This window comes from Pantoea sp. M_10 (genome assembly GCF_008631515.1).
Classification (GTDB): Bacteria; Pseudomonadota; Gammaproteobacteria; order Enterobacterales; family Enterobacteriaceae; genus Pantoea; species Pantoea anthophila.
On the sequence record NZ_VWUL01000007.1, the window covers coordinates 40,699 to 55,774 of the forward strand.

Sequence of the window (15,076 nt, forward strand, 5' to 3'; positions counted from 1 at the left end):
TTATCACCGGCTCAAGGTGATGGCGTGCCACCTTTCCCAACCGCCGGTGGGCTTAACACTGGCTGATGACGCCTGACACTCAATCCTTTCGCGGGAGCTGAGGCGTCAGGCGCAGTTTATCTCTGCCTCTCCTCTCAGCCCGGCATTAATCTGTAATCAGGAGCAAGTTATGTTGAAACCGTTACTGGCGGTGATGATCGGCGGCTCGGCCGGCTGTGTGCTGCGCTGGCTGTTCGCGATGCGCTTTAATGCGCTCTTTCCCAATCTGCCACCCGGCACGCTGCTGGTGAATCTGATCGGCGGGCTGGTGATTGGCGGTGCGATGGCCTGGTTTATTCGCCACCCCGACATCGACCCGATCTGGAAACTGCTGATCGTCACCGGCCTGTGCGGCGGGCTGACCACCTTCTCCTCCTTCACGGCAGAATTAATGGTGTTGCTACAATCAGGTAAGTATCTCTGGGCGATGGCCAGCGCGCTGGTGCATGTGATCGGTTCACTGCTGATGGCGTTTGCCGGTTTTGCGCTGGTGACGCTGCTGGGCTGAGCCGGTTAACCGGCCCCTGTGTGCCAGAGAAACAGAGGGGTTCAGGTCACGCCCGTCACTTACCGGGGGCATGACCTGAACATCACCGATTATTCCGGACGATTAAGGAGCCGAGCAATGCGAACCAACCCCACCTTCCTTAACCTGGTGTTGTTAAACGGTGAACCCGGCCAGAAACTCCAGGCGGCGCGTGACGCCGGTTTCGATCAGGTGGAGATCTGGCGCGAGGATGTTGAGGCGTGCGAGGGCGGTGCGGCGGCGCTGGCTGAGATCGCGGCCCGGCAGGGACCCGGCTTTACCAACCTCCAGGTGCTGCGCGATTTCACCGGCGCACCCATGGCACTGCGCGCACAGAAGCGCGAAGAGCTGCGTCAGTTTATTCAGATCGCCCAGGCGCTGGGCTGCGATACCCTTCAGGCTCCGGCCAGCACCCGGGAAGATTGCTGTGCCGAACTGATCGATGATGACCTGCGCTGGATGGCCTCGGAAGCCGCGCGCTACAACATGCGCATTATGTATGAGCCGATGGCCTGGTGCAGTGTGGATAACACGCTGCCGCTGGCGTGGCAGCGGTTGCAGCGGCTCGACCAGCCGAATATCGGTCTGGTGGTTGACCTGTTCCATATCTGCGCGCGCGGGGGCGACGCCGCCCATCTGGATGGCATTCCGGCCGACCGCATTTATGAGGTGCAGCTGTGTGATATGGCCGCCGTTCCGGCTCAGGACAAACAGAGCCTGATGGCGATGGCGAAGCATCAGCGTCTGCTGCCTGGCGACGGCATTATCGACGTGGATCGCTTTGTCGATAAGCTCAAAAGCGCAGGCTATCAGGGGCCGCTGGGCATTGAAGTCTTCAACGACAGACTGAAACGCCTGCTGCCTGAGGTGGCGGCAGCGCAGGCCTGGCAGGCGTTAGACCGCTACCGGCGTTAATCCTGCAGGCACTGTCCGATAAAGGCGGCGGCGTGCATCGCGCCCGGACCTGAAATGGTGTGGCCAGTGGCCGGTTCAAAGCGCGCGTCGACCGGCACCCCGGCGGCTCTCAGTCGTGTCGCGGCCGATTCGCTCTCCTGCCACGGGATCACCTCATCGGACTGGCCGTGGATCAGCAGCGCGGGCACATGAGCCTGCGGAGTTAATTGACCCTCAACGGCCAGACGACCGGAAAAGGCGACCACGCCTGCCAGCGGATAACGGCCCGAGGCGAGCGCGTCCAGCGCCATAATCGACCCCTGTGAAAAGCCGACCAGCACCACATCCTGCCAGCGGTCGGCGAAGCCATGCTGCTCAACGATAGCGTTCAGGGTTGCGTCAAACGCGGCGCGTGCTGCCCGCACCCGGCCTGGCCGATTTTCTGGCGTCACGTCGGTCAGGCTGAACCACTGCCAGCCAAACCCTGCGGCAAAACGTTCAGGCGCATTGGGCGCGGCAAAAATCACATCCGGCAACAATGTCGCCCAGTGGTGGCCCAGCGGGGCCAGGTCATCGCCGTTACTCCCCACGCCATGCAGAAAAATCACCAGTGCCTTTGCCATCATTGCTCCTTTAAAAACCGTATTCGCTCATATCCGGGCCCGCCGGCACGATGCCGTTCGGGTTGAGCGCTTTGATCGAGTAGTAACCCTGTTTGATGTGATCGATGTTGACCGTCTCACGCACGCCGGAGACCGACAGCATGCTCTTAAGATAGCGGTTGAGCAGCGTATAGTCGCGTAAGCGGCGCAGGTTGCATTTGAACAGGCCGTGATAGGCCACGTCAAAGCGGATCAGGGTCACAAACAGGCGAATGTCGGTTTCGGTCAGCCGTTCCCCCAGCAGAAACGTGCGGCCATCGCTCAGCAGCGCCTCCAGCTCATCCAGCTGGCTGAAGACGTCGTTAAACGCCTGCTGATAGCTGATGGCGGTCGTGGCAAATCCGGCGCGGTAAACCCCGTTATTCAGGCGCGGATAGAGGCTCTCATTGAGCGCATCAATCTCAGCGCGCAGCGCGGCGGGATAGAGGTCGATGCGGTTATCGGCCAGATCGCCAAAGCCGCTGTTGAACATGCGCACGATGTCTGCCGACTCGTTGCTGACAATGGTGCCGGTTTTCTTGTCCCACAGCACCGGCACGGTGGCCCGGCCCGTGTAATCGGGTGCCACGCGGGTATAGATCTCATGCAGGTACTGCGCGTTATTCAGCGGGTCCTGCTGCGCGCCAGGAAAATCACCGAAGCGCCAGCCCTGAGCACCGAGCTGCGGCTCCACCACCGTGACGCCGACGAGCGACTCCAGCCCTTTGAGCCTGCGGGCGATCAGCGCACGTGATGCCCATGGGCAGATCAGCGCCACATAGAGATGGTAGCGGTCGGGCTCTGCCGGGAATGGCGTTGAGCCATCGCTGCTGATGAAGTCGCGGAAACCGGATGTCTGGCGGACGAAACCGCCCTGTTTATCGGTAGCCTGCACCGGATGCCAGTCACTACTCCACTTGCCTTCTACTAACATTGTGCGACTCCTCTGTTGAGATGAGAAGCAGCATAACTGATGACTAAAAGGCTGATAATCCGGTCCTGAAGACAATCATTTCTTCCATATTGGAAGAAATCAGACGGGTGGAAAATGAATGAAATGGGTGACCAGGAAGTCGATAAGCAGGCGCGCCCGGTGGGGCAGATGGCGGGCGGGCGGATAAACCGCAAACAGACCCAGTGGCGGCGTCTCGAAGTTCTCCAGCAGCCGGACGATATCACCGCGTTGCAGCGCAGGGGCCGCGATAAATCCGGGCAGGCGCGCGATGCCCAGGCCCGCGATAGCCGCCTGCAGACAGGCTTCGGTGTTGGCGAAGCGCAGACGGCCCTGCACAGGCACGGTCACGACCTCACCGTCGGAACCGGCAAACGGCCAGTGCCGGGGGTCGCGAAAATTGGTGTCGATAATGCACTGATGCTGAGCGATCTCCTGCCAGTGCTGCGGGGTGCCGAACTGTTCAAGATAGGCCGGTGAGGCGGCGAAGCGCACGTGAACCTCGCCCAGCCTGCGCGCCACCAGGCTGCTGTCGCTCAGGTTGCCGATGCGGATCGCCATATCAAATCCTTCATCGACGATGTTCACGGCCCGATCTGAAAAGCTGACGTCCAGCTCAATCAGCGGATAGCGGCGGGCAAAGGCGACCAGCACCTGAGAGAGCACCGCCGTGCCAAAGGAGCCGGGCGCGCTGATTTTCAGCCGGCCGGTCGGCGTCATGGCGCTTTCGCGCACGCTGGCATCCAGCGTCTCAAACGCGTCGAGCAGGTGTTTGACCCGTTCGTAATAGGCGCGCCCGACATCGGTCGGCGACAGGGCGCGGGTGCTGCGCTTAAACAGCTGCACACCGAGCTGCTGCTCCAGCTTCGATACCAGCTTTGACGCCTGACTGCTGCTGGTGCCGAGACGTAACGCCGCCGCAGAAAAGCTGCCGGTTTCCAGCACCGTGACAAACATCCGGTCACAATCGAGTCGATCCATGGCGATGTCCTGTGGGATAAAGTCGCAGTATAGGGGCTGTGCTCAGCGGATGCAGCCTTCACTTTGCGTGCCTTAGCCCTTTCGCTGACGCGCAAAACCTGCTTGACTGCATCTCTGCCCGCCGTTGTCTGGAGTAATTCATGTCGCTGATTCACCTGAACTCGCTGACGGCGATTCCCGCCGCTGAGTGGGATGCCCTGTTGCCGGATGACCAGCCGTTTCTACGCCACGCCTTTCTGCTCACGTTAGAAGAGAGCGGCAGCGTGCGGCCTGCATCGGGCTGGCAGCCTGATCATCTGCTGTGGCAGGAAAACGGCGTGACCCGCGCCGCGCTGCCGGGCTACCGCAAACGCCATTCCCAGGGCGAGTATGTCTTTGATCACGCCTGGGCGGATGCCAGCCAGCGCGCCGGGATTCGCTACTACCCGAAATGGCTGGGGGCGATTCCCTTCAGCCCCGTCAGCGGTGCCCGTCTGCTGGGTGATCCCTCTGCCGCCGCACACCTGCTGGCGGCCCTGCCTGAGCACCTGTTGCAGCAGGGCTTAAGCGGCGCGCACATCAACTTTACCGACGCGCAGGCCAATACCCTGCTGGCTGAGCAGCCCGACTGGCTGTCGCGGCTCGGCTGTCAGTATCACTGGCACAACCGGGGCTACCGTGATTTTCAGGATTTCCTCGATACGCTGATGTCGCGCAAGCGCAAACAGCTGCGCAAAGAGCGTGAACAGGTGGCGCAGAGCGGCTTCGAATTTGACCGCTATCCGGGCCATCAGCTGCGGGAAGATCAGTGGGATTTTGTCTATACCTGTTACGCCAACACCTATGCGGTGCGCGGCCAGCGCCCCTACCTGACGCGGGATTTCTTCAGCCTGCTGGCGGAGCGGATGCCGCAGAATATTGTGGTGGTGATCGCCCGCTTACAGCAGCAACCGGCGGCGATGGCCTTTTATCTGCGCGACAGCAACACGCTCTATGGCCGCTACTGGGGCTGTCTGGCGGAGTTTGACCGGCTGCACTTCGAAACCTGTTTCTATCAGGGGATGGATCTGGCTCTGGATGAAGGGCTGGCGCGGTTTGATGCGGGTGCGCAGGGTGAGCACAAGCTGGTGCGCGGCTTTGAGCCGCAGATCACCCACTCCTGGCACTATCTGCTGCATCCCGGCCTGCGCGATGCTGTCGCCGATTTTCTGCAGCAGGAGCGGGAAGGCGTGCGCGGCTGGGCGGAAGAAGCGCGCGACGCCTTACCCTATCGGCGTGGCGATTAATCGACGCCGACAAACCCCCCGGTCTGATGCTGCCACAGCCGGGCATAGAGGCCGTTTTGCGCCAGCAGTTCCTGATGGCTGCCCATCTCGGCGATGCCGCCCTTATCCAGCACCACCAGCCGATCCATCTTCGCGATGGTCGACAGGCGGTGCGCGATGGCGATGACGGTTTTACCCTGCATCAGCGACTCCAGACTTTCCTGAATCGCGGCTTCCACTTCTGAGTCGAGCGCCGAGGTAGCCTCATCCATGATCAGAATCGGGGCATCTTTCAGCAGCACGCGGGCGATCGCCACACGCTGACGCTGACCGCCCGACAGCTTCACCCCGCGTTCGCCCACGTGGGCGTCCAGGCCGGTGCGGCCCTGCGGGTCGGAGAGCAGGGGAATAAACTCGTCGGCGCGGGCGCGGCGGATCGCAAGCTGGAGCGCCTCTTCACTGGCGTCGGGACGGCCATAAAGCAGGTTTTCGCGGATTGAGCGGTGCAGCAGCGAGGTGTCCTGGGTGATCATGCCAATCTGGCTGCGCAGGCTCTCCTGCGTCACGCTGGCGATATCCTGATCGTCGATCACAATCCGGCCACCGTTCAGGTCATAGAGCCGCAGCAGCAGGTTGACCAGCGTCGACTTGCCGGCACCCGAGGGACCAATCAGACCAATCTTCTCGCCGGGCTGAATGGTGAGGTTAAGGTGGTTGATGACCTGACGACCGCCACCATAGTCGAAGCGCACATCTTCATAGCGAATCTGGCCGCGCGTCACCTTCAGCTGCTTCGCCTGCGGCGCATCCTGCACGCTCAGCGGCTGGGCGATGGTGTTCAGGCCATCCTGCACCATGCCGATATTTTCAAAGATGCCGTTGACGACCCACATGATCCAGCCGGACATGTTCACCAGGCGGATCACCAGTCCGGTCGCCAGGGCAATCGCCCCGACGCTGATCAGCGACTGGCTCCATAGCCAGAGCGCCAGTCCGGAGGTGGAGACAATCAGCAGGCCGTTCAGCGCTGACAGCGTCAGATCCATGCTGGTGACCATGCGGCTGGCGTGCTGGGTTTTATCGGTCTGCTCCTGAATGGCCTCGCGCGCATACTGACGTTCCAGATCGCTGTGGGCGAACAGCTTGATGGTGGCGATATTGGTATAGCCGTCAACGATGGTGCCCATCAGCTTAGAGCGTGCTTCTGAGGAGACCACCGAACGCGCCTTGACGCGCGGTACAAAGAAACGCAGTGAGGCGCTGTAGGCCACCATCCAGAGGATCAGCGGGATCATCAGCCGCCAGTCGGCATCGGCAAACAGGATCAGCGAGGTCACGGCGTAGATCAGGACATGCCAGATGGCATCCACCAGCTGCACCGCCGAGTCGCGCAGTGAATTGCCGGTCTGCATGATGCGCTGGGCGATACGACCGGCGAAATCATTCTGAAAGAAATTGAGACTCTGACGCAGCACGTAGTTGTGGTGCTGCCAGCGGATCATACTGGTCATGCTCGGGCTGATACTCTGGTGCACCAGCATGTCGTGCAGGCCGATAAAGATCGGCCGCAGAATCAGCGCCACCGCCCCCATCCAGAGCAGCAGCGGCCAGTTATCCCGGAACAGCGTGGCGGGCGTGGCGTGATTGACCATATCAATGAGGCGGCTCAGATAGCCAAACAGCGACACCTCGATCAGCGCGGAGACCAGGCCTACCAGCAGCAGCGCCGCAAAACTGGGCCAGACCTGGCGCAGATAGTAGAGGTAAAAGGGCCAGACCGTGGAGGGCGGTGAATCGGTCGGCGCGTCATGAAAAATATTGATAAAACGCTCAAAACGGCGATACAACATAGCGAGGCTCTTTTCATCCGGTAAAGAGCTACAGCTTAGTGCATGAACCCCATCCGGCTAACAGGAGAAAATATGGAAATTGTCATACGGGCACGGGAACCGCAGGATGCTGCCGCCTATCAGCGGCTTTACAGCCACCCCGATGTTTACCCCTGGACACTGCAACTGCCGTTTCCCAGCGTCGCTCTCTGGGAGAAAAAATTCGCCAGGATGGATGCAGAGGGTTTTGTTGCGTTTGTCGCCGAAATCGACGGCGTGCTGGCCGGTGAGCTGACGCTGTTCGTCGACAGTAAGCCGCGCACCCGCCACTGCATCAGCTTTGGGCTGGGGGTACATCCTGACTTTGCCGGACGCGGCGTCGGTGAGCGTCTGATCCGCACCGCGATGAACTATGCCCGCAACTGGCTGGGGATCACCCGGATGGAGCTGGAGGTGTTTCACGACAACGAACGGGCGCTGCGGCTCTACCAGCGGCTGGGCTTTGAACGGGAAGGGATGAAGCGCCAGGCCGCCCTGCGTGACGGGCAGCTGCGCGATGTCGTGATGATGGCGAAGCTGCTGAACGACGCGTAATAAACGGCGCGGTCACGCGGCCGCGCCAGTCTGCGTCACGGGTTCTTCGTGCTGTATTGCTGCATATTCTGCTGCGTGACCAGCTCAAACGGGATCCACTGATGGGACGCTACCTTCTGGCCTTTAATCATCTGCTGCGCCACCTCAACCGATTTTCTGCCCTGACCCACGGCATCCTGGAAAACCGTGACCGCCAGTTTGCCGCTCGCCAGCGCTTTCAGGCCATCCGGCGTGGCATCAATACCGCCCACCAGAATGGTTTTCTTCGGCTTCGCCTGCGCGATCGCCATAGTGGCACCAATCGCCATTTCATCGTTGTTGGCGGCGACAATATCGATATCTTCGCCGTTCGACAGCCAGCTGAGCATTAAATCCATTCCCTCGTTGCGCGCATAGTTGGCGGTCTGTTTCAGCACCACTTTCATCCCGGGATACTTTGCGACCACCTGCTCCACATCCCGGGTGCGCTGCAACGCACCCGCATCGCTGAGGTTACCGATCATGATGGCGACTTTGCCGCGATAGCCGGCCTGTTTTGCCAGCGCCTCCATCTGCAGCGTGCCCGATTCGCGCTCATCCGAGCCGACAAACACCACGCCCGGAGGCAGGGTTTTATCGCCCGGCGTGCGGTTAACGTAAACCAGCGGAATGCGAGCCTGCTGCGCCAGGCGGGTCAGGGCAGGGGTGCTGGCGGAGTCGACCGGATCGACGATAATCGCATCCACTCCGGCGCTGATAAAGCTCTGCACCTGATCGGTCTGACGGCCCACATCGCCGCGCGCATCTTCAAACTGCGCATCCAGCTTTTGCGCTTTTGCCTCCTTGTCGATTGCCTGGCGGATAAGGGTGAGAAAGTTCTGGTCGAAATAGGCCATCGACACGCCAATTTTCTCTGCCAGCGCCGACGTGGAAAGAGCGAGCAGACAGAGAATTGCCCATGCACATTTTTTCATTGCGGACTCCCGAGGTTAACCGGATGGAATGGATTTTTCATTTATTCTGAGAATGGACAAATAAGCTCATTTGCAGCTTATGAAGGAGAGCCAGCTTTGACAACCGCCTCTTTTCACTCTTGCTGGCGCCGCCACACTTTGCCGGAAAAGCGTGGCGTTATTGCTGCGCGCACTGCGGCAGAGAGACAGGGTTTTCGCGCTTTTGTGCAGCGCCCTGTCTGAATTAAGGCAGCAGCAGACTCAACATTCCGGCAGCAACAAAAAACGCCGTCGCGGTAACCCACAGGTAATAGAAAAAGATCATCCAGGCATGGATGTATACATCAGGTTCATCGAAGAAAGAGCAGGCAGGATCATCATGGCGCATAAATAAGATTCTTTTTTTATGCGATAGCCTGATAAAAAAGCGTATCACTATAATGGCACCAAAAAATCCCGTCATATGATGAAACGAGGCCGGAGCAGGAAAAAGATATTTTTCTTTATACCGTGCTATCAGATAATAATATTCTTCTCTTTTTAAGAGATAAACAATTAAAGAAAGCAATATCATTGCACTGCCTGATAATGCAAAAAAGAGTCCCATTTCCGCTATTATTTTATTTGTCATTATAAAATGATTAACCACTTTTCGGGGCCTCTGTCTGCTGTGCCTTCCCCGGCAGGCGCTGCGCAGGGAGTCACGCTGACGCGAGTACGGGCTTTAAGGCAAAAGCAGGCCAAAAACAGCGAACAGGATATAACATGCCGTAGCGGCAAACCACAGCAGCGAATAAAGTTTCATCCAGGCATGAATCTGATGTTTTTTGTCATCAAAAAAGGCATAACCGGGGTCGTTAAGGGAAATAAATCGTATTTTCTTTCTTTGGCTTAATTTTATAAAAAATCGTAAAAGCGGAAATACGCCGAAAAAGCCCGTCGTGTAATAAAAGGCGCAGGGGCCAGGCAAGGTATATTTTTCCCGATAAGAGGAAACAAGACCATAATAATCCTGTCTTTTGATCAAAAACAGAACAAGCGACAGCACCAGAAGGCAGCAGCCCAGCCCACCAAAAAATAACGCTGTATCAGCCAGTAATATGCCGGTTTTCATCATGTTTATGACCCTTTCCATGTCACCGTTAAGTCAACGTCCCGGAGCAAATATAAATAATTCTGCCGGGCCAGGCAAAAAACCTGCTGCTTGCGTAAGTAAGCGCAATCGCCTCTCCTCTGACCACTCCCCCGAACGCCGCCGCCGCACAAAACAGCCTGAAGAAAATTTGTCCAGCTGCCGATATCACCTTATCTCCCTCGCTGAGCTTAAGGAGTGATAGCGTGATAAAGCTGATTACCATTGATGAACTGCGCCCGGGGATGTTTATCCACAAGCTGGAAGTCTGGTGGATCAAAGACCAGCGCATTCGTAATGAGATGCTGATCGCCGATCCACGACAAATTGCCCTGTTACGCAGTGAAGGGATCCGCCAGCTCTGGATCGATCTCGATCGTTCAGTGCAGGCCCCGATCGCCACCGTGGTCGCGAAAAAAACCATTGGTCGTACCCCCTTTTTTCAGGAACTCGATCAGGCCCAGCAGATCTTCCAGCAGGGCAAACCGAAAGTCCTGGCGATGTTCAACGAAGCGCGGCTGGGTAACGGCCTGAAGCTCGACTATATGATGAATCTGGTGGATGAAATCGCCGGATCGATCACGCGTGAACCTTCCGCCATGCTGAGCGTGGCGCGGCTGAAGAATCATGATGACTATACCTACCTGCACTCCATGGCGGTCTGCGGGCTGATGATTGCGCTGGGTAAAACACTCGGGCTGAATGACCAGCAGCTGCGGCGGGTGGGCATGGGCGGTTTACTGCATGATGTCGGTAAAGCGGCCGTGCCACTGGCGATCCTCAACAAAGCCGGCAAGCTGACTGACGAGGAGTTCAGGGTGATGCGCGAGCATCCGGTGGTTGGCACGCAGATGCTGATAGAAGCTGACGCCGATGACGATCTGCTGGATATCGCGCTGCATCATCATGAGAAATATGATGGCAGCGGCTACCCGCACGGCCTGAAAGGGGAGGCGATTTCGCTCTATGCCCGCATGGCGGCGGTGTGTGACGTCTATGATGCTGTGACCTCAACCCGTGCCTATCGCAACGGCTGGACGCCTGCTGAGGCGATGCATCAGATGCTGAGCTGGCGCGGCCATTTTGACCCCGGCCTGCTGCACACCTTTGTGCGTACCATCGGCATCTATCCGGTGGGATCGCTGGTGCGTCTCGCCTCCGGCCGGGTGGCACTGGTGGTCAGAGCGGGTGAGAAATCGCTGATGCGTCCCTGTGTGCATGTGTTCTGGTCGCTGCACGCCCAGCGTGAAGTCAAACCGGAGGAGCTCGACCTTGGCGACAGTTTCTGCACTGACAGCATTGTCGGCGCAGAGGACAGCACGCTGTGGGGTAATGTCGATCTTAATCGTATCTGGGCGCTGGAAGTCGCCTGATATTTCGCCATTTTTACACTATTTTTACGCCCGCCCGCTGCATTTTAACCCCTTCTTTATACGCCTCCGCGCAAGCTATGCCCTAAATCCAAACCTCTGGAGGTTCCTGTGAGCGTGGGCGTAATAACCGGCATTCTGCTGGTGGTGTTGTTACTGGGCTATCTGATCTATGCCCTGTTAAATGCGGAGGCCTTCTGATGGCGGCCAATGCTTTCTTACTTATCGCCGTTTATCTGCTGCTGCTGATGGTGCTGGCGCAGCCGCTCGGCCGGGGTCTGGCGTCGTTAGTGGCGGATAAGCCGGTGTTTGCCCGCCTTGAAGCGCCGCTGTGGCGACTGCTGGGGGCGCAGCAATCTGACATGCGCTGGCCGCACTATCTGCTGGCGATTCTGCTGTTTAATGCGCTGGGTTTTGTCGTGCTGCTGGCGATTCTGCTGATGCAGGGGGCGCTGCCGCTCAATCCACAGCAGCTGCCTGGCCTGAGCTGGCATCTGGCGCTCAACACCGCCATCAGCTTTGTTACCAACACTAACTGGCAGTCCTACAGCGGTGAGAGCACCCTGAGCTATTTCAGTCAGATGGTGGGCCTGACGGTGCAGAACTTCCTCTCTGCCGCGACCGGCATTGCGGTGGCATTTGCCCTGATCCGTGGCTTCGCGAATCGCAGCATCGCCACGCTGGGCAACGCCTGGCGCGACCTGACGCGCATCACGCTCTACGTCTTACTGCCCATCAGCCTGCTGATGGCGCTGTTCTTTGTCAGTCAGGGCAGCATTCAGAACGTCCTGCCTTATCACAGCCTCTCCACGCTGGAAGGCGCGCAGCAGACGCTGTCGATGGGGCCGGTGGCGTCGCAGGAGGCGATCAAAATGCTGGGCACCAACGGTGGCGGCTTCTTTAACGCCAACTCCGCCCATCCGTTTGAAAACCCGAATGTGCTCACCAACTTCGTGCAGATGCTGAGCATCTTCCTGATCCCGGCGGCGCTCTGCTTCGCGTTTGGCGAAAGCGTGCGTGACCGTCGCCAGGGCCACATGCTGCTGTGGGCGATGACGCTGATGTTTGTGGCGGCGGTGGCGGTGGTGATGTGGGCCGAACTGCAGGGCAACCCGCACTTCCTCCAGCTGGGGGCTGACAGCGCCGTCAATATGGAAGGCAAAGAGACGCGCTTTGGCATTCTTAACAGCAGCCTGTTCGCCGTGATCACGACGGCAGCCTCGTGCGGTGCGGTCAATGCCATGCACGACTCCTTTACCGCGCTGGGCGGGATGGTGCCGATGTGGCTGATGCAGCTGGGCGAAGTGGTGTTCGGCGGTGTCGGAGCCGGCCTCTATGGCATGCTGCTGTTTGTGCTGCTGGCGGTGTTTATCGCCGGGCTGATGATTGGCCGCACGCCGGAGTTTCTGGGTAAAAAAGTCGATGTCTGGGAGATGAAAATGACCGCCCTGGCGATTCTGGTCACCCCGGCGCTGGTGCTGATCGGCACCGCTCTGGCGATGATGACCGACGCCGGACGCAGCGCTATGGCAAACCCGGGCATTCACGGCTTCAGCGAAGTGCTTTACGCCGTCTCATCCGCGGCCAACAACAACGGCAGTGCCTTTGCCGGGCTTAGCGCCAACACGCCATTCTGGAACCTGTTACTGGCCGTCTGCATGCTGCTGGGCCGCTTCGGCATCATCATTCCGGTGATGGCGATTGCCGGTGCGATGGCGGCGAAAAAAGTACAGCCGGTGGGCAATGGCACGCTGCCTACCCACGGCCCGCTGTTTATCGCACTGCTGATCGGTACGGTGCTGCTGGTCGGCGCACTGACCTTTATTCCTGCTCTGGCGCTGGGCCCGGTGGCTGAGCATCTGCAACTTGTTCAGGGACAATCCTCATGAGTCGTCAACAACAGGCGTTATTTGACGCAGCGCTGCTGCGCACCTCAGCCTGGGATGCGGTGAAAAAGCTCGATCCCCGGGTGCAGTTCCGTAACCCGGTGATGTTTGTGGTCTACCTCGGCAGCATCCTGACCTCGCTGCTGGCGCTGGCGATGCTGGCGGGCCGGATCGACGGCAGCGCCAGTTTTACCGGAGCGATTGCGCTCTGGCTCTGGTTTACCGTGCTGTTCGCCAATCTGGCGGAGGCGCTGGCAGAGGGGCGCAGTAAGGCCCAGGCGAGCAGCCTGAAAGGGGTGAAAAAGACCAGCTTTGCCAAAAAACTGTCAGCGGCGCGCTATGGCGCAGAGTGGCAGCAGGTGGCCGCCGATCAGCTGCGCAAAGGCGACGCGGTGCTGGTGGAAGCGGGCGACATCATTCCCTGCGACGGTGAAGTGCTGGAGGGCGGGGCCTCGGTGGATGAGAGCGCCATTACCGGCGAGTCCGCCCCGGTGATCCGCGAGTCGGGCGGGGACTTTGCCTCCGTGACCGGCGGGACCCGCATTCTCTCTGACTGGCTGGTGATCACCTGCAGCGCCAACCCGGGTGAAACCTTCCTCGACCGGATGATCGCCATGGTGGAAGGCGCGAAGCGTCGCAAAACGCCAAACGAGATTGCCCTGACCATCCTGCTGGTTTCGCTGACTATCGTCTTCCTGCTGGCGACCGTGACGCTCTGGCCTTTCTCGGCCTGGGGCGGAACGCCGGTCAGCGTTACGGTGCTGGTGGCGCTGCTGGTCTGTCTGATCCCGACCACGATTGGTGGCCTGCTGTCAGCGATTGGGGTGGCGGGGATGAGCCGGATGCTGGGAGCTAACGTCATCGCCACCAGCGGCCGTGCCGTCGAGGCCGCAGGCGATGTGGATGTGCTGATGCTGGATAAAACCGGCACCATCACCCTGGGTAACCGTCAGGCGACGCAGTTCCTGCCCGCGCCGGGCGTCAGCGAGGAGCAGCTGGCCGACGCGGCGCAGCTGGCGTCGCTGGCCGATGAGACGCCGGAGGGCCGCAGCATCGTGGTGCTGGCTAAACAGCAGTTTAACCTGCGTGAACGCGATCTCAGCAGCATGGGAGCCACCTTTATTCCCTTCTCGGCGCAGACCCGCATGAGCGGCGTCAACGTGCAGGACCGGCTGATCCGTAAAGGGGCGGTGGATGCGGTGCGTCGCCACATCGAAGCCAGTCATGGCCGCTTCCCGGCCGAGGTGAATGCTCAGGTCGAAGAGGTGGCGCGCACCGGGGGCACCCCGCTGGTCGTCGCCGAGGGCGCAAACGTGCTGGGCGTGGTGGCGCTGAAGGATATCGTAAAAGGCGGCATCAAAGAGCGCTTTGCCGAGCTGCGCAAGATGGGCATCAAAACCGTGATGATCACCGGCGATAACCCGCTGACGGCGGCAGCGATTGCGGCGGAAGCGGGCGTGGATGATTTTCTCTCTGAGGCGACGCCGGAAGCGAAGCTGGCGCTGATCCGCCAGTATCAGGCGGAAGGGCGTCTGGTCGCGATGACCGGCGACGGCACCAATGATGCGCCTGCGCTGGCACAGGCCGATGTGGCGGTGGCGATGAACTCCGGTACGCAGGCGGCGAAAGAGGCGGGCAACATGGTCGACCTCGACTCGAACCCGACCAAGCTGCTGGAAGTGGTGCACATCGGTAAACAGATGCTGATGACGCGCGGTTCGCTGACCACCTTCAGTATCGCCAACGACGTGGCGAAATATTTTGCGATCATCCCGGCGGCGTTTGCGGCGACCTATCCGCAGCTCAACATGCTCAACGTCATGCAGCTGCACTCGCCCGCCAGCGCGATCCTCTCAGCGGTGATCTTCAACGCTCTGGTGATTGTCTTTCTGATCCCGCTGGCCCTGAAAGGCGTCAGCTACCGGCCACTGAGTGCCGCTGCGCTGCTGCGCCGCAACCTGCTGATTTATGGGCTGGGCGGCCTGCTGGTGCCGTTTGCCGGCATCAAAGCTATCGATCTGCTGTTAGTGTTATCAGGCATGGCCTGAGGAGCAAA

General features: G+C 59.5%; 15 protein-coding genes and 1 riboswitch. Of the genes, 8 read left to right on the forward strand and 7 right to left on the reverse strand.

The features are described from left to right. The first annotated feature begins 6 nt into the window (after positions 1–6). A riboswitch (Fluoride riboswitch) is annotated at positions 7–82 on the forward strand. An 87-nt stretch (positions 83–169) separates the two neighbouring features. Further along, the gene (crcB, locus tag F3I47_RS17585; protein WP_150030137.1) at positions 170–547 is read left to right on the forward strand and encodes a fluoride efflux transporter CrcB; all 378 of its coding nucleotides are present in this window, start codon (positions 170–172) and stop codon (positions 545–547) included. A 117-nt stretch (positions 548–664) separates the two neighbouring features. Beyond that, on the forward strand, positions 665–1,480 hold the full coding sequence (locus F3I47_RS17590) for a sugar phosphate isomerase/epimerase (protein WP_150030136.1): 816 nt from the start codon (positions 665–667) through the stop codon (positions 1,478–1,480). Here the strand turns inward: F3I47_RS17590 and F3I47_RS17595 are convergent. From F3I47_RS17595 to F3I47_RS17605, 3 genes are all read right to left on the reverse strand, one after another. Continuing rightward, positions 1,477–2,082, reverse strand: a complete 606-nt coding sequence (locus F3I47_RS17595) for an alpha/beta hydrolase (protein WP_244319813.1) — start codon at positions 2,080–2,082, stop codon at positions 1,477–1,479. The two genes, F3I47_RS17590 and F3I47_RS17595, sit on opposite strands and share 4 nt — an antisense overlap. Positions 2,083–2,092: 10 nt before the next feature. After that, entirely contained in the window at positions 2,093–3,034 is a 942-nt protein-coding gene (locus F3I47_RS17600) for a glutathione S-transferase family protein (RefSeq protein ID WP_046100793.1), read from the reverse strand. A 99-nt stretch (positions 3,035–3,133) separates the two neighbouring features. After that, positions 3,134–4,033 (reverse strand): LysR family transcriptional regulator, encoded by a 900-nt coding sequence (locus tag F3I47_RS17605; protein WP_009087932.1) that lies wholly within the window; start codon positions 4,031–4,033, stop codon positions 3,134–3,136. 140 nt (positions 4,034–4,173) lie between these two features. On the opposite strand from F3I47_RS17605, the gene F3I47_RS17610 reads away from it, so the two are divergent. Further along, positions 4,174–5,298 (forward strand): GNAT family N-acetyltransferase, encoded by a 1,125-nt coding sequence (locus F3I47_RS17610; protein ID WP_046100792.1) that lies wholly within the window; start codon positions 4,174–4,176, stop codon positions 5,296–5,298. On the opposite strand, the gene F3I47_RS17615 is transcribed toward F3I47_RS17610, so the two are convergent. Continuing rightward, on the reverse strand, positions 5,295–7,127 hold the full coding sequence (locus F3I47_RS17615) for an ABC transporter ATP-binding protein (protein ID WP_009087928.1): 1,833 nt from the start codon (positions 7,125–7,127) through the stop codon (positions 5,295–5,297). The two genes, F3I47_RS17610 and F3I47_RS17615, sit on opposite strands and share 4 nt — an antisense overlap. Positions 7,128–7,199: 72 nt before the next feature. On the opposite strand from F3I47_RS17615, the gene F3I47_RS17620 reads away from it, so the two are divergent. Then, positions 7,200–7,700, forward strand: coding sequence for a GNAT family N-acetyltransferase (locus F3I47_RS17620; protein ID WP_009087926.1), 501 nt, complete (start codon positions 7,200–7,202; stop codon positions 7,698–7,700). Positions 7,701–7,735: 35 nt separating this feature from the next. Here F3I47_RS17620 and F3I47_RS17625 read toward each other — a convergent pair whose 3' ends face one another. From F3I47_RS17625 to F3I47_RS17635, 3 genes are all read right to left on the reverse strand, one after another. Beyond that, a complete protein-coding gene (locus tag F3I47_RS17625; protein WP_150030134.1) occupies positions 7,736–8,653 on the reverse strand; it encodes a sugar ABC transporter substrate-binding protein in 918 nt (305 codons plus the stop codon). A 223-nt stretch (positions 8,654–8,876) separates the two neighbouring features. Then, the gene (locus tag F3I47_RS17630) at positions 8,877–9,263 is read right to left on the reverse strand and encodes a hypothetical protein (protein ID WP_223812773.1); all 387 of its coding nucleotides are present in this window, start codon (positions 9,261–9,263) and stop codon (positions 8,877–8,879) included. Between the two features lie 93 nt (positions 9,264–9,356). Continuing rightward, positions 9,357–9,749, reverse strand: a complete 393-nt coding sequence (locus F3I47_RS17635) for a hypothetical protein (protein ID WP_223812772.1) — start codon at positions 9,747–9,749, stop codon at positions 9,357–9,359. A gap of 221 nt (positions 9,750–9,970) precedes the next feature. Between F3I47_RS17635 and F3I47_RS17640 the strand changes: the two genes are divergently transcribed. The 4 genes from F3I47_RS17640 to kdpB all read left to right on the forward strand — a co-directional run bounded on the left by F3I47_RS17640 (position 9,971) and on the right by kdpB (position 15,068). Further along, the gene (locus F3I47_RS17640; RefSeq protein WP_009087920.1) at positions 9,971–11,137 is read left to right on the forward strand and encodes an HD-GYP domain-containing protein; all 1,167 of its coding nucleotides are present in this window, start codon (positions 9,971–9,973) and stop codon (positions 11,135–11,137) included. A 108-nt stretch (positions 11,138–11,245) separates the two neighbouring features. Further along, positions 11,246–11,335: a K(+)-transporting ATPase subunit F gene (gene kdpF / locus F3I47_RS17645; protein ID WP_009087918.1), complete on the forward strand. Its 90-nt coding sequence runs from the start codon at positions 11,246–11,248 to the stop codon at positions 11,333–11,335. Next, positions 11,335–13,023: a potassium-transporting ATPase subunit KdpA gene (gene kdpA, locus F3I47_RS17650; protein ID WP_046100787.1), complete on the forward strand. Its 1,689-nt coding sequence runs from the start codon at positions 11,335–11,337 to the stop codon at positions 13,021–13,023. Before kdpF ends, kdpA begins: the two co-directional genes overlap by 1 nt. Further along, the gene (kdpB, locus tag F3I47_RS17655; protein WP_009087915.1) at positions 13,020–15,068 is read left to right on the forward strand and encodes a potassium-transporting ATPase subunit KdpB; all 2,049 of its coding nucleotides are present in this window, start codon (positions 13,020–13,022) and stop codon (positions 15,066–15,068) included. Before kdpA ends, kdpB begins: the two co-directional genes overlap by 4 nt. Positions 15,069–15,076: the final 8 nt, after the last annotated feature.